This is a genomic window from Roseibium sp., assembly GCF_965233565.1.
Lineage (GTDB): Bacteria > Pseudomonadota > Alphaproteobacteria > Rhizobiales > Stappiaceae > Roseibium.
The window spans coordinates 3,420,963-3,439,270 of record NZ_OZ247494.1 but is presented as its reverse complement, the minus strand read 5'-3'; the positions used below and the strand labels follow the sequence as shown (position 1 = coordinate 3,439,270).

The 18,308-nt window shown below is 61.1% G+C and carries 19 protein-coding genes; 3 read left to right on the top strand and 16 right to left on the bottom strand.

Translation table 11 applies throughout. The features are described from left to right. Nucleotides 1-19: 19 nt before the first annotated feature. From pcaG to pobA, 5 genes are read right to left on the bottom strand one after another with little or no spacing between them, the layout of a single operon-like run. Nucleotides 20-640, bottom strand: coding sequence for a protocatechuate 3,4-dioxygenase subunit alpha (pcaG, locus tag ACO6TG_RS15920; protein WP_422374095.1), 621 nt, complete (start codon nt 638-640; stop codon nt 20-22). A 3-nt stretch (nt 641-643) separates the two neighbouring features. Further along, nucleotides 644-1,372: a protocatechuate 3,4-dioxygenase subunit beta gene (pcaH, locus tag ACO6TG_RS15915; protein ID WP_422374094.1), complete on the bottom strand. Its 729-nt coding sequence runs from the start codon at nt 1,370-1,372 to the stop codon at nt 644-646. A gap of 40 nt (nt 1,373-1,412) precedes the next feature. Next, on the bottom strand, nt 1,413-1,796 hold the full coding sequence (gene pcaC, locus ACO6TG_RS15910) for a 4-carboxymuconolactone decarboxylase (RefSeq protein WP_422374093.1): 384 nt from the start codon (nt 1,794-1,796) through the stop codon (nt 1,413-1,415). After that, nucleotides 1,789-2,580: a 3-oxoadipate enol-lactonase gene (gene pcaD, locus ACO6TG_RS15905; RefSeq protein WP_422374092.1), complete on the bottom strand. Its 792-nt coding sequence runs from the start codon at nt 2,578-2,580 to the stop codon at nt 1,789-1,791. Before pcaD ends, pcaC begins: the two co-directional genes overlap by 8 nt. Beyond that, nucleotides 2,580-3,749, bottom strand: coding sequence for a 4-hydroxybenzoate 3-monooxygenase (gene pobA / locus ACO6TG_RS15900; protein WP_422374091.1), 1,170 nt, complete (start codon nt 3,747-3,749; stop codon nt 2,580-2,582). The genes pcaD and pobA overlap by 1 nt, the downstream gene beginning before the upstream one ends. 92 nt (nt 3,750-3,841) lie before the next feature. Here pobA and pcaQ point away from each other — a divergent pair, with 92 nt between their 5' ends. Beyond that, a complete protein-coding gene (gene pcaQ, locus ACO6TG_RS15895; protein ID WP_422374090.1) occupies nt 3,842-4,762 on the top strand; it encodes a pca operon transcription factor PcaQ in 921 nt (306 codons plus the stop codon). Between the two features lie 3 nt (nt 4,763-4,765). Here pcaQ and ACO6TG_RS15890 read toward each other — a convergent pair whose 3' ends face one another. The 5 genes from ACO6TG_RS15890 to ACO6TG_RS15870 are packed head-to-tail and all read right to left on the bottom strand — an operon-like array spanning nt 4,766 to nt 9,882. Beyond that, nucleotides 4,766-5,725: an ROK family protein gene (locus ACO6TG_RS15890; RefSeq protein WP_422374089.1), complete on the bottom strand. Its 960-nt coding sequence runs from the start codon at nt 5,723-5,725 to the stop codon at nt 4,766-4,768. Beyond that, a complete protein-coding gene (locus ACO6TG_RS15885; protein ID WP_422374088.1) occupies nt 5,722-6,849 on the bottom strand; it encodes an ABC transporter ATP-binding protein in 1,128 nt (375 codons plus the stop codon). Before ACO6TG_RS15885 ends, ACO6TG_RS15890 begins: the two co-directional genes overlap by 4 nt. Before the next feature lie 30 nt (nt 6,850-6,879). Continuing rightward, nucleotides 6,880-7,719, bottom strand: coding sequence for a carbohydrate ABC transporter permease (locus tag ACO6TG_RS15880; RefSeq protein ID WP_422374087.1), 840 nt, complete (start codon nt 7,717-7,719; stop codon nt 6,880-6,882). Further along, on the bottom strand, nt 7,716-8,609 hold the full coding sequence (locus ACO6TG_RS15875; protein WP_422374086.1) for a carbohydrate ABC transporter permease: 894 nt from the start codon (nt 8,607-8,609) through the stop codon (nt 7,716-7,718). The genes ACO6TG_RS15880 and ACO6TG_RS15875 overlap by 4 nt, the downstream gene beginning before the upstream one ends. A gap of 28 nt (nt 8,610-8,637) precedes the next feature. Then, nucleotides 8,638-9,882 carry an extracellular solute-binding protein gene (locus tag ACO6TG_RS15870; protein ID WP_422374085.1) on the bottom strand — a complete coding sequence of 415 codons (1,245 nt, stop codon included), beginning with the start codon at nt 9,880-9,882 and terminating at the stop codon, nt 8,638-8,640. 97 nt (nt 9,883-9,979) lie between these two features. Between ACO6TG_RS15870 and ACO6TG_RS15865 the strand changes: the two genes are divergently transcribed. Further along, nucleotides 9,980-11,194 carry an ROK family transcriptional regulator gene (locus ACO6TG_RS15865; RefSeq protein ID WP_422374084.1) on the top strand — a complete coding sequence of 405 codons (1,215 nt, stop codon included), beginning with the start codon at nt 9,980-9,982 and terminating at the stop codon, nt 11,192-11,194. Between the two features lie 119 nt (nt 11,195-11,313). On the opposite strand, the gene ACO6TG_RS15860 is transcribed toward ACO6TG_RS15865, so the two are convergent. The 3 genes from ACO6TG_RS15860 to puuE form a co-directional block, all read right to left on the bottom strand. Further along, nucleotides 11,314-12,750: a uracil-xanthine permease family protein gene (locus tag ACO6TG_RS15860; RefSeq protein ID WP_422374083.1), complete on the bottom strand. Its 1,437-nt coding sequence runs from the start codon at nt 12,748-12,750 to the stop codon at nt 11,314-11,316. A 71-nt stretch (nt 12,751-12,821) separates the two neighbouring features. Then, on the bottom strand, nt 12,822-13,319 hold the full coding sequence (locus tag ACO6TG_RS15855) for an ureidoglycolate lyase (RefSeq protein WP_422374082.1): 498 nt from the start codon (nt 13,317-13,319) through the stop codon (nt 12,822-12,824). Beyond that, the gene (gene puuE / locus ACO6TG_RS15850) at nt 13,316-14,710 is read right to left on the bottom strand and encodes an allantoinase PuuE (protein WP_422378891.1); all 1,395 of its coding nucleotides are present in this window, start codon (nt 14,708-14,710) and stop codon (nt 13,316-13,318) included. Before puuE ends, ACO6TG_RS15855 begins: the two co-directional genes overlap by 4 nt. Before the next feature lie 226 nt (nt 14,711-14,936). Between puuE and uraH the strand changes: the two genes are divergently transcribed. Further along, on the top strand, nt 14,937-15,290 hold the full coding sequence (gene uraH, locus ACO6TG_RS15845; protein WP_422374081.1) for a hydroxyisourate hydrolase: 354 nt from the start codon (nt 14,937-14,939) through the stop codon (nt 15,288-15,290). A 152-nt stretch (nt 15,291-15,442) separates the two neighbouring features. On the opposite strand, the gene ACO6TG_RS15840 is transcribed toward uraH, so the two are convergent. The 3 genes from ACO6TG_RS15840 to ACO6TG_RS15830 all read right to left on the bottom strand — a co-directional run bounded on the left by ACO6TG_RS15840 (nt 15,443) and on the right by ACO6TG_RS15830 (nt 18,301). Beyond that, entirely contained in the window at nt 15,443-16,234 is a 792-nt protein-coding gene (locus ACO6TG_RS15840; RefSeq protein ID WP_422374080.1) for a Stf0 family sulfotransferase, read from the bottom strand. A 125-nt stretch (nt 16,235-16,359) separates the two neighbouring features. Next, a complete protein-coding gene (locus ACO6TG_RS15835; protein ID WP_422374079.1) occupies nt 16,360-17,550 on the bottom strand; it encodes an MFS transporter in 1,191 nt (396 codons plus the stop codon). Further along, nucleotides 17,543-18,301 (bottom strand): DeoR/GlpR family DNA-binding transcription regulator, encoded by a 759-nt coding sequence (locus tag ACO6TG_RS15830; protein ID WP_422374078.1) that lies wholly within the window; start codon nt 18,299-18,301, stop codon nt 17,543-17,545. The genes ACO6TG_RS15835 and ACO6TG_RS15830 overlap by 8 nt, the downstream gene beginning before the upstream one ends. Nucleotides 18,302-18,308 lie beyond the last annotated feature (7 nt).

Genomic DNA, 18,308 nt, shown 5'->3' with positions numbered 1-18,308 from the left:
AGGTGTGGATGTGATCCTATCAAACATCAAAAAAGACCGTTTCATCCTGCCCCTGAAGCTTGATGTCGAACCGGTAGACCGTCTGGCCGTCGCGTTCTGTCCGTTTGGCGATCAGGGTCGCGCGGCGGCGCTCCCATTCGATCAGGTTCAGGACCGGGTCCTTGGCATTGGCCTCGCTTTCGTCCTCGAAATACATGCGTGTGTTGAGGCCGATATTGATGCCGCGCGCGACGATCCAGAGGTTGAGATGAGGCGCCTGCGGACCGACATTGCGGCCGGGACAGGAGCCCGGCTTGACGGTGTCGAACCCCCACTCGCCGGTCTCGAAATCGGTGATCACCCGACCCCAGCCGCGAAAACCGTCCTCGACAGGGCCGCCACCTTCCGGATGGGCATAGTGACCGTCCGCATTGGCCTGCCAGACTTCCAGGAGAACATCCTTGATCGGAGACCCGGTGCCATCCATGACAATGCCTTCGACGCGGATGCGTTCTCCCTTGGCGTTCGGGCCTGCAATGTCCCAGCCGAGTTCCTGCTTGTAGATGTCGAACCCGGCCGCACCCGGCGCCAGGCCGATATGGACGTAAGGCCCGGCCGTCTGGGACGCTGTTTCCTGCAGATAATCGAGTTTCTGCGGCATGACTCAGTTTCCTTCCAGACGGTTTTCGAACAGCGTCGAGCGGCGTCCACGCAGGACAATGTCGAACTTGTAGGCAATCGTGTCGAGCGGGATCGTTGCATTGAGATCGAGCGCTGCGACCAGCTGCTGGATGGCCTCCGGATCCGGAATGGTGTTGACGATCGGGCATTTCGGGATCAGCGGATCGCCTTCGAAATAACACTGGGTGATCAGGCGCTGGCAAAAAGCCGAGCCGAAGACCGACATGTGGATATGAGCCGGCCGCCAGTTGTTGACCCAATTGCGCCAGGGATAGGCCCCGGGTTTTACGGTGCGGAAATAGTAGTAGCCGTTCACGTCGGTCAGCGTGCGGCCACAGCCGCCGAAATTCGGATCGATCGGTGCAAGATAAGTGTCTTTCTTGTGCCGGTAGCGGCCGCCCGCATTGGCTTGCCAGATCTCCACCAGCGTGTTGGGTACCGGTCTTGCATTTTCTTCCAGCACCCTGCCATGCAGGATGATGCGCTCACCAATCGCGCTTTCACCCGGCTTGGCGTAGTTGTGCAGAAGGTCGCGGTCGAGCGGGTCGATGTCGTTCTGCCCGAAAACAGGCCCGGTGACTTCGGACACCGAGTTCTGCAGGCTGATCAGCGAGTATTGCGGTGATCGCGACACGCTAGTCTTGTAGTCGCGGGACAAGGCAGGCGGCTGACGTTCCCGGTCGCGCTGATAATATTCACCCTGTTTGAGCATGTTTCCTCTCCTCCCCGGCACAGATGGGGGTTAAGCGCCGTCAGGCCTTGCCGGCCTCCATTTCCGCATAGGTCTGTTTCGCCAGCTTCAGCGCCTGGTTGGCGCGGGGAACGCCGGCATAGATGGCCACGTGCTGAAACGCTTCCAGCACATCCTGCTTGCTGGCGCCCGTATTGGCGGTTGCCCGGATATGCATCGGAATTTCCTCGAAATTGCCGAGGGCGGCCAGCAGCGCAAGCGTCAGCATCGACCGCTCCCGGTCGCTGATGCCATCCGAGGCCCAGACATTGCCCCAGGCGGTCTCGGTGATCAGGGTCTGGAACGGTTCGTCCAGTGCGGTCTTGGCGTCTTCGGCACGATCAACATGGGCATCGCCCAGGACCGCCCGGCGAACCTTCATGCCAGTCTCAAACCGGTCAGACATGGAGATGCTCCTTTAGAAACGGGACCAGATGACCGGCAAAGACATCCGGCTGTTCGACACAGGGGAGATGACCGGCCTTTTCGATTTCGACAAACCGGCTCCCGCCCACAAGATCCGTGGTCGCCCGGACAAGGTCCGACGGGCTGGCCAGGTCGTCCGAGCCGCCAATCCCGAGCACAGGCAGCTCCAACTCCGAGGTGGAGGCCGTCAGGTCGGCCGCTGCAATGGCTTCACAGCAACCGATATAACCCTCGGCCGGCGTCCGGGTCAGCATGTGCCGCCAGCCGAGGCTTTCCGGGCTCTGGCGGAACCTTTCAGCGAACCATCGCTCCAGAACGGCGTCGGCGATACTGTCCATGCCATTTGCGCGGATCTTTAAGATCCGGCTTTGCCACATGGCAGGCTCTCCCATCTTCACCGCGGTGTTGGACAGGACGAGGGCCTTGACCCGCTCCGGCTGCCGGCTGGCCAGCAACTGGCCGATCATGCCGCCGATGGAAAGCCCGACAAAAACGCAGGACCGAACCTCGAGAATGTCCAAGAGCTGCTCCGTGTCCTGGACCAGGGCTTCCAGCGAATACGGAGCCGGTGAACAAGAGGAGAGGCCATGGCCGCGCTTGTCGAAGCGGACCAGATGGAGCCCCAGTCCCGAGACCCGATTGACCACCTTGTCCCAGAGACGCAGGTCGGTGCCGAGGGAATTGGCGAAAACAACGGTCGCACCAGTCGGGTCGCCATCCGCGCGCCAGTGAATGTCTGCACCATCAAGACGAGCGATGTTCATCAGTAAGGCAACCCGACATAGTTCTGCGCGAACCATTTCTGCGCGATTTCATTGTAGTGCAGGGACTCGATCTCCGCGCGCTGCATCTTCAGGTCAAAGTCGGTCTGGTCCGGGAACCGGTGCAGCATGTTGGTGGTCGCCCAGCTGAAGCGTTCGGCTTTCCAGATCCGGGCCAGGGCCTTCTCCGAATAGCGGTCGATGCCTTCGCTGTCCTTGTCCTGATAGAACTGCACAAGGCCTTCAAAGAGGTAATGGACATCCGAAGCCGCCGTATTGAGCCCCTTGGCGCCGGTGGGCGGGACGATGTGAGCAGCGTCACCGCACAGAAACAGCCGTCCCCAGCGCATCGGCTCACAGACAAAGGACCGCAGGGGTGCGATGGACTTCTCGATGGAGGCGCCGGTCACCAGTCGGGCCGCGACTGCCTCCGGCAGACGTCGTTTTAACTCGTCCCAGAACCGGTCATCCGTCCATTCGTGGATGTCGTCGTCGAGATTGCACTGGACGTAGTAGCGCGACAGATTTTCGTTGCGCATCGAACAAAGCGCAAATCCGCGCGAGGAATTGGCATAGATCAGCTCCTCGTGGACAGGCGGTGTTTCGGAAAGGACGCCGAGCCAGCCGAAGGGATAGACCTTTTCATATTCCTTCAGAACCGTGTCCGGGATCGTCTTCCGGCTGACGCCGTGAAATCCGTCGCAGCCGGCCACGAAGTCGCAATCGATCCGCCTGGCGCTGCCGTCTTCCAGGAAAGTCACATAAGGCGCATCCGTGTCGGCATCGCGGATCTCCACGCCCTCGACTTCAAAAATGGTCCGGGCACCAGTCGCATCGCGGGCGTCATAGAGATCTCGCGTGACCTCGGTCTGGCCGTAGACGACGACATTTTCGCCGATCAACTTCTGGAAATTGATGTCGAACATCTCGTTTTCATAGGAGATGCAGGTGCCATGGTGGACAAAGCACTCCTTGTCCATGCGCCTTGCCACACCGGCCTCGCGCATCATGTTGACCAGTCCGGTCTCCAGGATGCCGGCACGAATGCGGCCAAGCACGTAGTCGCGCGTCTTGCGCTCCAGAATGATCGTTTCGATGCCTTTCAAGTGCAGCAGCTGGCCGAGCAACAGCCCCGACGGCCCGCCGCCGACAATGACAACCTGAGTGCGCATCCTGTCCTCCCTGATTGATTTGATATTGAATGATCAAAATCGGGAAGTAAAATGAGATATGAGGCCTCTTTCTTTCCAAAAAGAATAAGTAAATGATCGACCGGCGTATCAAGTTCAGGCATATCCAGTGTTTCGTAGAGATTGCCAGGGAGCGCAGCCTGAAACTGGCGGCAGACAAGCTGCACCTGACCCAGCCTGCCATTTCAAAGACCCTGAAGGAGCTGGAGGAGATCATCGGCGCCAGCCTGATGAGCCGGAACCGCGCGGGAATTCAGCTCACCCGGCAGGGCAAGGTGTTCCTGCACTTCGCGCAGATCTCATTGGCCAGCCTGCAGCAGGGGCTCGACGGGGTGGAGCGCGAGGGAGGAAGTGCCCGGGAGACGCTGAAGGTCGGGGCGCTGCCGACGGTCGCAGCCAGTTTCATGCCGCCTGTTGTCCGGGAATTCGCCGCCATGGCGCCAGATGTGATGCTGCAGATCATGGACGGGCCGCATGGCTACCTGATCGAACGGCTGAAACTCGGCGAGCTTGATCTCGTCATTGGCCGGCTCGGGCGCCCGGACGCCATGGAGGGCGTGTCCTTTACCCAGCTCTATTCCGAACAGGTTGACCTGATCGTGCGCGCCGGTCATCCGCTTCTTGATAATCCGGACATCAAGAAAGTCATCGACTGGCCGGTGATCTATCCCCCCGAAGGCGCCGCGATCCGGCCGCTGGTCGAACGGTTGATGATTGCCAACGGCGTCGGCGAAATTCCCAACAAGATCGAGACGGTTTCCGGTGCTTTCGGGCGGATCTATACGCGCAACACGGATGCGGTCTGGATCATCTCTTCCGGTGTGGTGCAGAACGAAACCGCCGACGGTCATCTGGTGCGGCTGCCCTTTGAGACCGACATCACGAAGGGACCAGTGGGCCTGATGACCCGCCCGGACACGCAGCCAGGTGCGGCCGAGCAACTGTTCCGCCTTGCTGTCCAGTCGGTGATTGAAGACCAGGGGCTGACGTCCTGATCCCTAGGCTGACATTCGCGCAGCACAGCCGCTGAGGGCCGCGAAATCATCGTCGAGCAATTGCACCGGAATGCCGGACACAAGTTGCCGCTGACGACCCTTGGCACAGAAAGCACTCAGGAATTCAGGCTCCTGCAGGAATTTCGCCAGGCTCCGGGTCACGCCACCGGTCAGAACGATGCCGCCCAGTGACAGGAAGACAAGGGCGAGGTCGCCGATGACCCGGCCGAGAAAGGTCACCCATTGCCGCGCGGCGCTCTCGCAGCACCGGTCACCGCCGGAATTGGCCAGCGACGCGATCTCCGCCGGCCCCAGCGTGTCCGGAGCCCGCCCATCCTCCAGACAGGTCCATTCGTAGATTTCCCGCAGACCGTTGCCGGACAGCGCGCGCTCGATGGAGGCCCGGCCCCGGTTTCGCGCAAGGTAGGACCAGAGCCGCAGTTCGGCTTCGGTTTCCACGGCCAGCGTGCTGTGACCGCATTCCCCTGTGCCGACCTGAAGGCCGTGCAGGTTCTGATAAAGGGCGGCCGCGTTGAAGCCTGTTCCGGCCCCGACAACAAGGCGTGTGGCTTTCTCCCGAACCGGCAGGCCAGGGTCGTATACGTTCGTGAGGCGGTTCGGCGCGATGCGGTCGAGGGAATAGCCCAGCGCCTCGAAATCATTGAGAAACGTGACCGGAACCCCTCCCAGCACCTTGCCGATGCCTTCGGCGTCAAACATCCAGGGATGGTTGGTCATGCGAATGGCCTTGCCCTCGATGGGGGCCGCAATTGCAATGACGGCCGATTTGCATCTGGGGCGGCCGGTATCGGCAAGATAGCTGTCGATCGCTTCTTCCGGGCTGCCGAATTCGCGGTTTCGATAACGCGCGATGGTTTCCTCGCGCACCCGGCCGTTTTCCACCAGCGCAAGACGCGTGTTCGTGCCGCCGATATCCGCCGCAAGGCCTTGAGAAAAAGTCATAAACGGGTTCCTGAGGCAATGTCGAAATAGGAGATCCTGGAGAGGTCGAAGGCAATCCGGGTGATGTCGCCGGCCGTCACCTGTGCATCGGCAGAGAGCCGGGCGACGGCTTCTGTTCCACCCAGGTTGATAACTGCATAGGTGTCGGCACCGGCCGGTTCGACCACGTCGAGCAGGCAATCGGCGGTCTGGACGGCGCGATCGTTGAGCGCTCCGTTCATGTGGGCGGCATCCTTCATGGCCTCCGGGCGCAATCCGACCAGCACATCGCCTGGATCGGCGGGCAAACGGTCCGGCGCCGTGCCATAGTCGAACAGCTCCACGGGCGCGCCATTGGCGACCGGGATCTCGATGCGGATTCGATCTCCGTCCCGCGCTGCCTTTGCCGTCATCAGGTTCATGGCGGGCGACCCCATAAAATCGGCGACAAATGCGTTGACCGGCGCGTTGTAGATGTCCTGCGGCGTGCCGATCTGCTGTACCACGCCGTCCTTCATGACGACGATCCGGCTTGCGAGCGTCATGGCCTCGATCTGGTCATGGGTAACATAAACAATGGAAGCGCCCGTCGTCTGGTGGATGCGCTTGATCTCGGTGCGCATGGTAACGCGGAGCTTGGCGTCCAGATTGGACAGCGGCTCGTCGAACAGGAACAGTTTCGGATCACGCACGAGCGCCCGTCCCATGGCGACGCGCTGACGCTGGCCGCCGGACAGTTCAGCCGGTCTCCGGTCAAGCAAGTGACTGATCTTCAGGAGCTCTGCGACTTCGGCCACCTTCCGGGTCTTCTCCGCCTCTGCGACCTTGCGCACTTCCAGGCCGAACCCGATGTTGCGGGCGACACTCATGTTCGGAAACAACGCGTAGGACTGGAACACCATGGCGATGTCCCGGTCGGCCGGCTCGTCATGGGTGCGATCCTTGCCGGCAATGTGAATGGCGCCGGAGGAGACTTCGGTCAGGCCGGAGATACAGCTCAAAAGCGTCGATTTTCCGCAGCCGGACGGACCGACAAGCACCAGGAATTCGCCGGGGTCCATGGCAAGGTCAATGTCTTTCAGGACATGAACGTCGCCATAGCGCTTCTGAAGGCTGCTGACTGTCAGGATGGGGTCTTGCGACATGAAGCGGGATCCTTGTTCTCTCCGGCAGGTTCAGCCCTTGACCGAACCGGCAACCAGTCCGGAGACGATGAATTTCTGAAAAGCAATGGCGAGGATGGCCGGCGGCAGAGTGGCCAGCACACCGACCGAGGCAATGACGCCGTAGTCGGTGACACGGCCTGCGGAGAAGTCGGCAATGGCGACGGGTAGGGTCTTCGAGCTGAGATCGTTGGTGAAGATCAGCGCATAGAAGAATTCGTCCCAGGCAACGAGGAAGGACAGCATTGCGGTCGCCGCAATCGCCGGCAGGGCAAGAGGCAGGACCACCTCGCGGATGGTGTAGGCTGTTCCGGCGCCCTCCATGAAGGCGGCCTGCTCCACTTCCAGCGGCAGAACGTCGATATTGGCCTTCATCAGCCAGGTCGCAAACGGCAGCAGCATGGCGGTATAGACGATCACCAGCGTGACTGTGTGATTGAGCAGACCAAAGGCGCTGAAGGTGGAATAAAGCGGCAGGATATAGGTGATCGGCGGCATCATGATGGTCGCCAGAAAGGCAAAGAGCAGCACCATGGAGGCGCGCCGCCTGGAAAAGGCGTAGGCCGCCGGAATGGCCAGGAGAAGCGCGGCTGTCGTCGCGCCGCCTGCCGTCAGGATGGAGTTCCGGAGCGCGCTCAGGAAACGCTCGCCGTTGCCACCCTCCAGGCTGAGCAGACTGGCATACCGGCTGAAATCGACCTCCGAAGGGATCCAGCGCAGGGGCACTTCGGTGAGATCGGTCGGGGCGCTGATACTCATCACCACCAGCCACAGCAGCGGACCCGCCGTAAAGGCGGCCAGCAGCAGGGCGCAGCCATAAACAATCAGGCTCTGTGAAAAAGACCGCCTCATGCGACCGCTCCCTGCGCTTGCCGCCTGGAAGCGGAGTAATAGACCAGGATCAGGACCGCGCTGATGCCGGCAACAAGTACGGCATAAGACGCACCGCTGCCGCTTCTCAGGTAGTTGAAATACTCCTGGTAGACATAGAAACTTGCTGTCTTGGTGCTGTCGGCGGGACCACCGCCGGTCATCACGTAGACGATGTCGAAAACCCGGAAGGCCTCGATGGTCCGCAGCACCATGACCACCATCAGCGGGCCGGCGATCCAGGGCAGCGTGATGGAGACAAAGCGTTTCCAGGGTCCGGCGCCCTCGACGGCCGCCGCCCTGGTGAGGTCACCGGGAACGGTCTGCAGTGCGGCCAGGGCCACATAGGCAACCAGCGGGAAGTTCTTCCAGACATCGGCGAGGATGACCATGTTCATGGCCGTTGCCGGATCACCGATCCAGCTTCGGTAGTCGGAGATCAACCCGAGCTGGAAGAGGAGCGAATTCAGCGCGCCGTAATCCGGATGGTAGATCAGCCGCCAGGCGACTGCATTGACGATAGTCGGCACGGCCCAGGGCAGGATGATCAGCGCCCGCAGCACAAGCCGTCCCTTGAATTCCTGGTTCAGGAGAACGGCGACAGCGACCCCCAGAATGCCTTCAAGCCCAACCGAGACGATCGTGAAATAGAGCGTGCGATGGAGCGCAGACTGAAAGTCCGGATCGGTCAGCGCATAGACGTAATTCTCAAGGCCGATGAAATTGACCGGCACGGGCAGGGCCGAGATCTTGGTGTCGGTGAAACTCAGCCACAGTGTATTGGCCAGCGGGATCAGGGTGATCAGCGCAAGCACGAGCATGGCCGGCGCCAGGAGGGTCCATTTTTCTCTTGTCTGGCGTCGGCCATGCATAAGTCTGTCTCCTTCAGGTCAGGCCGGATCAGCGGATCCGCTTGACGCGGTCAGCGGCTGCCTGAAGGCCTTCTTCCACCCCGACCTGGTCGAGCAGGACCTGGTGGATGTTTTTCTGAAGAATGTCGGAGACTTCCGTGTAGGACGGCACCAGCGGACGCGGATACATGACGGCGATCGACTGCTTGGCCGCCGCGATCAGGTCCTCCTGACCTTCGGCCACTTTCGGGCTGTCATAGGACGCTTTCCAGATCGGCAGGCTGAGCTTGGCGTAATCTTCCTGAATGTCCTTCTGGGTCAGGAAAGAGATATAGGCCCAGGCTTCGTCCGCATGCGGGCTGTTGGCGGGAATGCCGAGACCCATGGAGCCATTGACGCTGGAGGCCGTGGTCTTGCCGGCAACACCCGGAGCCGGGGCAACCTTCACCTTGCCGGCAACCTTGCTTTCGGCCGGATCATTGGCGAGTGCGTTCATGTAGGTCCAGTTGAGGGCAAAAGCTGCCTCGCCATTGGAGAACACCCGGCGGACATCTTCTTCAAAATATTCCCGCGAAGACGGGTTGGTCAGACCGTCGTCGAGGCTTGCCTTCATGAAGGTCACGGCATCCTTGGCGCCGCCAACGGTGAAGGCCGGTTGCCCTTCCTCGAAGAAGGCGCCGTTATTGGCAGCCGTCAGCGTGGTGAAGTCGCAGATCATGGCCTCGGACTGGGACCAGCTCCAGACCAGCGGGTATTCGACAATGCCCTTGTCCTTGATCTGTTTGGCCTGGGCAACCAGCTCGCCCCAGGTCTTTGGCGGCTCTGAAATGCCGGCTTCTTCGAGCATTTCCGCGTTGTAGAACAGATACTTGGTATCGAGGATCCAGGGCATGCCGTAGCGCTTGCCGCCATATTCGACCGTGGTCCAGGCACCGTCGAAAACCTGATCGGTATAGTCGGCCGGGATACGGTCCGTAACATCGGTCAGAAAGCCGCGTGTTGCGAATTCCGCCGGCCAGATGACGTCGAAGAGCACGACGTCATATCCGTCGTCGCCCGCGCCGGCGGCCGCGACGATCTTGTCATGCAAAGCCTCGTAGGGGACGAATTCCAGGTCGACCGTGACGCCTGGATTGGCCGCCTCGAACTTGGCGGTCATCGACTTGATGTCGTCCTCGCTATAGGCCGCCTGGCTCATGAAAAGTGCATTGAGTGTGGTGTCGGCCAGCGCGGTGGACGCCATGGCCAAGGTCGCGATGGCGGACCCCATAATCAGTTTTCCAAACGTATTCATTCTGCCCTCCGGTTCTTGTGTGAGCGAGCGCATCCTAAGCGTGGTTTTTTTATTTTGTCAAATTGATAGAAAAAATAAAATCTGCTGTATTCGATGCATGAACGACAGCACACCGATCCCCACGTCCTTCCGAACCAGCGGAACGAACCTGACGCGCGCCAAGACCCACAATCACCGGGTCGTGCTCGAGGTCATACGAACAAGAGGGCCGATCGGCCGGACGGAAATATCTGAAATCACGTCGCTTTCCAGGCAAACGGTTCAGAACATCGTTGGCGAGTTGCAAAGCCGCGGCGTCGTGGAAATGAAGGCCCAGAAGGCCCGTGGCCGGGGTCACCCCGGCATGACGGTGCAGCTCAAGGCGGATCACGCTTTCAGCCTCGGCTTTCATGTCGACCGACTGTCGGTAACGGCCACCGCCTGTGATCTGCTGGGTCAGATCGTCTGGCAATCGACCGGCACTCTAGAGGCAGCGACACCGGCCTCCGCGAATGCCAGGATCATCACCATGACCGATGACTTCCGGGCAGCGGAACCAGTTCTTTCGGCGCGCCTTTTCGGCGTCGGACTCGCGGCGCCCGGCCCCTTTGACAGCACCGAAGCGCCAGACGCCCGCGCCGATGCCACAACCTTCTCCGAATTCGGGTCAACGGCCAATCTGGACGCATTGCAGAAGGCCCTCGGGCTGCCGGTCGTCCTGCAGAACGATGCGTCTGCCGCGGCACTCGGGGAACATGTCTATGGCATCGGACGCAGCTTCAACAATTTTGCCTTTGTCCAGTTCGGCATGGGGCTTGGTGCCGGCTTTGTCCTGAATGGAGCCCTCTATCCGGGCGCCTCCAAAAACGCGGGCGAAATCGGTCACGTGATCATCAACCCGGATGGACCCCGCTGCAGCTGTGGCAACCCCGGCTGCCTAGAGCGCTATCTTTCGCTCCACGCTTTATGCGCGCGTCTGGAGCTTGAGCCGACCGCGCATGCCTCCGTCAGCCGGATCGAAACCCTGTTCGAGGCGGGTGACCGCGATGTCCTGGGATGGATGGAAGAGGTAGCCCCCTACATGCGCCAGATGATCAATCTGGTCGACATGATGCTGGACCCGGAAGCGATCGTGCTGGGTGGCATCATCCAGCCGGACTTTCTGGCGGCACTGCTCGAACGGGCGGCCCCCCTGCCACGCCGCCTCGACGGTTCACCGCTGACGGAACGGATCCACATTGGCACATCGGGTGCCACCACAGTTGCCCTCGGCGCAACAGCCGCCGCCGTGGACGCGCTCTATGCGCCCTCTGTGTCGCATTTGTTGCTGTAACCGGTTCTCCAGCCGCCACGATCGGGCCGGCAAATCCCCGCAGTCATGAAATCGCTGGCTGGCATATGACAAAAAGGGCCGCTTGCGCGGCCCTTCTGTCTCGTTCTGCCTGGAGCTGATCAGGCCGTCTCTTCCTTGGGCAGAGAACCGTGGCCATGTCCTGACAATCCGCCAGACACTTCTTCGGTGGATTCCTCGGTGAGCTCGTCCGGCAAAACCAGGTTCAGCACGATCGCAATCGCAGCTGCCGGCAAGAGACCACTGGTCAGCAGGATCCGCGCCGTGTCGCCCAGATGCTGCAGGGCGTCCGGCACCTGCTGCAGGCCGAGGCCGATGGACAGCGAGACGGCGAAGATCACCATATTGCGCCGGTTCCAGTTGACGTCGGACAACATCGAAATGCCTGCGGCCACCACCATGCCGAACATCACGATCACACCACCGCCGAGCACTTCAATCGGAACCGTACGGATGATGGCACCGACTTTCGGGATCAGGCCGCAGACGATCAGGAAAATCGCACCGATGGTCACGACGTGGCGGCTCATGACACCGGTCATGGCAATCAGGCCGACATTCTGGCTGAAGGAAGTATTGGGGAACCCTCCAAAAAAACCGGCAATGGCAGACCCGACACCGTCGGCATAGGTGGCTCCGGCGATTTCCTTGTCGGTCGCCTCGCGACCTGCGCCGCCCTTGGCGATCCCGGACACGTCACCAACGGTTTCAACCGCAGAAACGAAGGCCATGAGACAGAAGCCGATCACGGCCGCGAGGGAGAACTCGAACCCGTATTTGAACGGCTGCGGCAGCGCGAAGGCGGCGGCCTTGTCCCAGGATCCGGCAATCGCACCGAAGGACAGCATGCCGGTGGCCAGCGCGAAAATGTAACCTGCGATCAGTCCCAGGAGCACCGCGGAGACGGAAAGCATGCCGCGTGCGAAGAATTTGAGCCCGAGGGTCACGACGATCACGACAAGCGCGGCCGACCAGTTCAGGAGCGAGCCGAATTCTTCTGTGCCGATGGCCGGCACGCCGCCGGCGGCATACTGAATGCCGACCTTGACCAGCAACAGGCCGATCAGGGTGACGACGAGGCCGGTGACCAGAGGTGGCAGGGCAAAGCGGATCTTGCCGATGAAAAGTCCCAGAACGGCATGAAACAGGCCGCCGATGATGACGCCGCCAAAGAGCGCCGCCAGACCGTCGACCCCCTTGCCGGCAACAAGCGGGATCATGATCGGCAGAAAGGCAAAGGATGTGCCCTGCACGATTGGCAGACCTGCCCCGACCGGACCAAGCGTCATGGTCTGAAACAGGGTCGCAACACCTGCAAACACCATCGACATCTGGATGAGATAGAGAAGTTCGGGAAAGTCCGGCGAATTGGACCCGAAACCGAAGCCGGCAGCACCGGCCACGATGATGGCCGGGGTCACATTTGAGACGAACATCGCCAGAACGTGCTGGATGCCCAGGGGGATCGCCTTCATCAAAGGCGGCGTGTAGTTGGGATCGCGGAGCTGCTCCGGCGACCCGATCGATGCGTTAGACATTTTTGCTCCTCTGAAGGTCGAGGGACGCCGCCGCCTCATTTCGCGGGCAGCGATCGTCCGAAAAGGGAGGCTCAGTCCGGTGCGGGAGCCTCCACAGTCCAGGGGTCGGAAAACCAATGTTCCTCAAGATTGGAACCGTCCCCAATGCGGTCCACGACCGCGTAGCGGCCCGCCTTGCCAAGCGGGGCCAAAACACCGTGCCAGGTGCCACGGTGAAGATTGATCGACTGGCCGGGCTGGCTGATGAACGCCGCCAGGTTGACCGGTGCGCCGTCCTGATCGTCCGCGACCACCACGATCATCGGCACACCATCAAGCGGAATGAAGGCCTGGCTTCCCTCCGGATGGCGTTCGACCATGTCGACCACATAGGGAAACGCCCGTGCCTTGGCGTCAAACAGGCTGATGCCGGCGCGGCCGGTGCCGAAATCGAGTTTTGCCAGGTCATGATGCCGGCCGCACATGCCCTGATTGATGATCTTGTCCGGACTTCCTGCAACCTCAAGCACATCGCCGTAAGCCGCGAAGGCCTCTGACGTCAGCGGCAACGGGGTCAGGATCCGGCTCACGGCAGCAGATCCTTCAGCCGGAACTGGGCGATCCGCTCCACCTGACGGCAGGCCTCATCAAATTCGGTGGCCCGGTCATTGTCGATCCGGCGATGAAACGCCTCCATGATCGACGCCTTGTTATGGTCGCGCACGGCAATGATGAAGGGAAAACCGTGCTTGTCGACATAGGCCGTGTTGAGCTGCGTGAAGGTCTCCCGCTCCTCGTCGGTCAGCATGTCGAGCCCGGCGCTCGCCTGTTCGCTGGTGCTTTCGGCCGTCAGACGACCGGCGGCTGCCAGTTTTCCGGCGAGGTCCGGGTGTGCGGTCAGAACGCTGAGACGTTCTTCCTCGCTGGCGGACCGGAACATGCGGCACAGCGCATTATGGACACCGGCGGCACAGTCATGGGCCGGGCCGAGTTCCAGCTCGAAGGCCCGCTCGGCAATCCACGGCGAGTGTTCGAAAATGCCGCCAAAGGTCTCGACGAATTCCGCCTTGTCCATTCGGCTTGGCCGCATGCCCTTCTGAGGCGGATGGGTTTTTGCCCAATGCTCCGCGATCTCGATCCGGCGCGGGCACCAGACACCCTCATGTGTCTGGATATGCTCGATGAATTTCTTCAGCGCCGCGATCTTGCCGGGCCGGCCGACCAGTCGGCAATGGAGGCCGATGGACATCATTTTCGGCGTGTCCGCCGTGCCTTCCTCGTAAAGGGCGTCAAAGGCGTTGCGCAGGTAATTGTAGAAATCCTCGCCGTCGCTCCAGCCGGGCGCCACCGCGAAACGCATGTCGTTGGCTTCAAGCGTATAGGGAATGATCAGCTGATCACGATCGCCCACTTCCAGCCAATAGGGCAGGTCGTCGTCATAGGTGTCGGAGACATAGGCAAACCCGCCTTCTTCAGCAATGAGCCGCACCGTGTTTTCCGAGCAGCGCCCTGTGTACCAGCCGCGCGGACGTTCTCCGACCACTTCGGTGTGCAGGCGGATTGTCTCGGCGATGACAGCGCGTTCTTCCGCTTCGGGCATGTCCTTGTGCTCGACCCATTTCAGGCCGTGGCTGGCGATTTCCCAACCCGCGTCCTTCATGGCCTGGACCTGCTCCGGGCTGCGCGCCAGGGAGGTCGCAACTCCGTAGATTGTCAGCGGAATATTTGCCCGGGTGAACAGGCGATGAAGGCGCCAGAAACCGGCCCGCGCGCCATATTCATAGATGGACTCCATGTTCCAGTGGCGCTGGCCCTGCCACTGGGCGGCACCTGGAATGTCGGACAGAAACGCCTCGGAGGCGGCATCCCCATGGAGAACGCAATTCTCGCCGCCTTCTTCGTAGTTGAGCACAAACTGAACCGCGACCTTCGCCCCGTCCGGCCATTGCGGGTCCGGTGGGGTCTGGCCATAGCCACGCATGTTCCGGGAATAACGATTCAAGACGGGACCTCCTCGTGATACCAATGATTTGAAACAGGCTGAGACTATGCCCTATTCAACGATTGGTATGCTGTCTTCTTATAAATCAGAACAATCCCGATGACTTTCTTGACTTTTTAGAAAGTGCTTTCGGAGAACCACGGGTGCCCTGCCCCTTCGGCTCGGCTCATCATGTGCCAAACATATTTTCTGGAAGGAGGCCCACATGGCCGGATTTCTGACGACCCACGTCCTTGACACGGCCCAGGGCTGTCCTGGCAAGGGCATCAAGATCGATCTCTATGCAATTTCGGGCGACACCCGCACCTATCTGCGCAGCCTCGTGACCAATGACGACGGCCGCACCGACAGCCACATCCTGCCGCAGGACGAGTTCAAGACCGGCAGCTACGAGCTGGTCTTTCATGTCGGCGCCTATTTTGATGCCGCAGGCATCGACCTGCCGGAGCCGAAGTTCCTCGACACGGTGCCCCTGCGCTTCGGCATGTCGGAAGAGGCGCATTACCACGTGCCGCTGCTGGTTTCGCCCTACAGCTTCTCGACCTATCGGGGGAGTTAGTGGGAGTGCCTTGGAGCTCTTCCATCACACACCACAGGCGCTCACGACACACTCAGCTTCATCCTCAGGAGGGCCAGAGGCCCGTCTCGAAGGATCGACAACAGCACCTCGGTGCACGCACCCGATCCTTCGAGACGCCGCTACTCGGCTCCTCAGGATGACGTCGCTGGTTGAGCTGAGTTTTCAGCCTCGTCCAGCGTCTGCCGAAATCTGTCGGCCCACTCCGCGCTGACGGCGTCCGCCAGTTTGGCGACACCCGGTGTCACCCCAGCGGCTTTTTCCGCATCAAGGCCGAGCCTCGTCAGAACCCTTGCCAACTCCCGTTGCGGATGCCCAGACAGGTCCTCGTAGGTGATCCGAAGCGGTTGAATGCGCTGGTGTTCGAACCAGGTCAGCCAATCCCGATCAAACGCGATAAAACGGTCATAGGAGGCTTCGATCGCCTTAAAGTCATATTCCGGCTCTTTCGGTTCGGAGAGACGTTCCAGCTCGGTGCCATCCGGCGCCTTGTGCCAAAGCCCGGATTGTTCGGCCTTCACATAAGACACCGCCTGTTCCACCTTGTCCTGCCGGGTGAGGTGAATGAACAGGGTTTTGCCAAAGGCCTTGTCCAGACGCTCAAGGTCTGTCGCCGAACCACTAAAAAGAACGGCCAGCTTCTTCATGAAAAAATCAAAGCTGTGCCGCTGCAACCGCAGACCATAGAGATCCGTCCCGTTGCGCCCCTTATGGATCGCCGCGGCAAAAACGCGTCGCAGAGTGACCGGCTCCGCTTCCCCGGCAACAACCGGCAGCCCGAAATATGCCAGCCAGGCCTCCAGAGAAGGTTCGTGGAAATGAGAGCCCGGATGACCGGCGACACCGGTCGCCGACAGCAGCTTGCAAAGCAGCGTGCTGCCGCTTCGAGGGGACGTGCAGAGGATATAGGAACGGTAGGTAGACATGGACCGGGAGACAGCTCTACGGGATCGAGACAACAGCAATCAGTATCATTTGGCTGCAATGGTATATCCCGGTCGCAAGACGGTTTTAAGTCCGTGCTAAGGCCTCAGGTTTTTGCCGCATAGGGTCAGGGACGTGCCTTCACCCGAAGCTGGCTTGCCAGCAGAACTGCTAGCAGCGCCAGCAGCGCAAGGGCCATGAAAGACACCCGCAGGCTCGAAATCTGAGCAATGAAGCCGACGACTGGCGGGCCGAGCAGCATGCCGCCATAACTCAGGGTCGCGACGCTCGCGATGGCCGGCCCCGGGCGAATGACCGGATCGGCGGCGGCGCGGGAAAAGACGAGCGGCATCACCACGGCATATCCGACGCCCACGAGGGCAAATCCCGACAGCGCAATCCAAAAGGACTGGGTGACGACAATGATCATCAGACCTGCAAATGCCGTGGCACCGCTGAGGCGGGTCGTCACCACCGACCCGAGGCGCTCCACGAGAACACCGCCGCTGAACCGGGTCAGCACCATCGCGGCACTGAACGCTGCGTAGCCGAGCGCCGCCTGTGCTTCCAACGCATCGATGACGGCATGCAGAAAAACCGCGCTCCAGTCGGCCATGGCGCCTTCGCCGATCGCCACGGAAAAGGCGATCAGCCCAACCAGGCATAAGGCGCCCGAAGGTAAGGACAGCAGGGATTTCGAACCACCCTCTGGACCAGCCGGCGGCGCCTTGGTCTGTACCGGAACCATGAAGAGCAGCGCCGCACCGCCGCCAAAGGCGGCAATGGCGGTGAAATGCGCCAGGGGACCGAAACCGAAATTCACCGCCATAAAGCCGCTCGCTGCACCGAGCCCGGCCCCGAGACTGAACATTGCGTGAAACACGGACATCGTGCTTCGCCGCAAGCGGGTCTCGACCCGGGCGCCCCAGCCGTTCATCGCAACATCCATGGCACCGTGAAGCGCACCGAACAGAAACAGTGCCGCGCCAAGGAGAAACACGTCGGGCGCAAGCGCAATGCCGATGAGCGCAGGCCCGTATGCCAAAGCACTGCGCACGGTGAGCCGGTCCGCCCCCCAACGTTCCGACAGGCTGCCGGCAAATGGGAAAGACACAATCGCCCCGGCGGCAAGCGCCAGCAGCAACAGGCCGAGCGTTCCCGCGCTGAGCTCAAAGTGAGCTTTGAATGTCGGAACTCTGGCCGCCCAGGCGCCGAACAGAAGGCCGTTGAATGCGAAAGCGGCAACAACTGCCCGCCACTCGGCATCCGCACGAAGAGGCCCGAACCCGGTTGTCCGGCCGGTAACAAAATCAGACACAGGTCACCTCGACACCAGCGGCCCGGAATGCATCCAGCTTGTCGGAAGAACCGTTTGTGACGAGACCGTCGATCTCGTTCAATTCCAGAACCCGATACCGGCCGCGCCGTTCCAGCTTCGCAGACGACGTCACAACAATCGCGCGGGCGGCTGCCATTGCCATGGCCCGTTTGACACCGGCTTCCGCGCCGTTTTCCGCGCTTAGCCCGAAATCCGGCCACAATCCGCAGGCGCCGAGCAGACAGAGATCGGCTGAAAATGCGCTGACGGCCCGTTCCGCCGCTCCGCCGGTCGCCATTGCACCTTCCGGGCAAAGCTCTCCCCCGATGAGCTGCACTCTGGCGCCGCGGTTGAGCGCCGCCAACGCAACGGAAGGCGCCGGTGTCACCACAAGCCCTGAAAACGCCTCCGGCAACTGCACCGCAACGGCATTCATGGTCGTTCCCGCGTCGAGAAAGAGAGTCGCTTCGTTTTCGATCAGCCCAGCCGCCTTCGCAGCAAGCTGCGTGATACCGGGATCCGGTGCCTCTGCCCGTTCGGCATATGACGGCGAGGAACGGGTGACCGGGATCGCCCCGCCGCGCACGCGTCGCACCAGTCCGGTCTCTTCCATGGCGATCAGGTCCCTGCGGATCGTATCGACCGAGATGCCGAGCTCTTCCGCAAGCGCGGCCGCGACGAGTGGTGTTCCCAGATCGAGGCGCTCGCGCAGCATTTTTTGGCGGGTATGGGGATTGTTCAGATCTAGCATTGCTTTA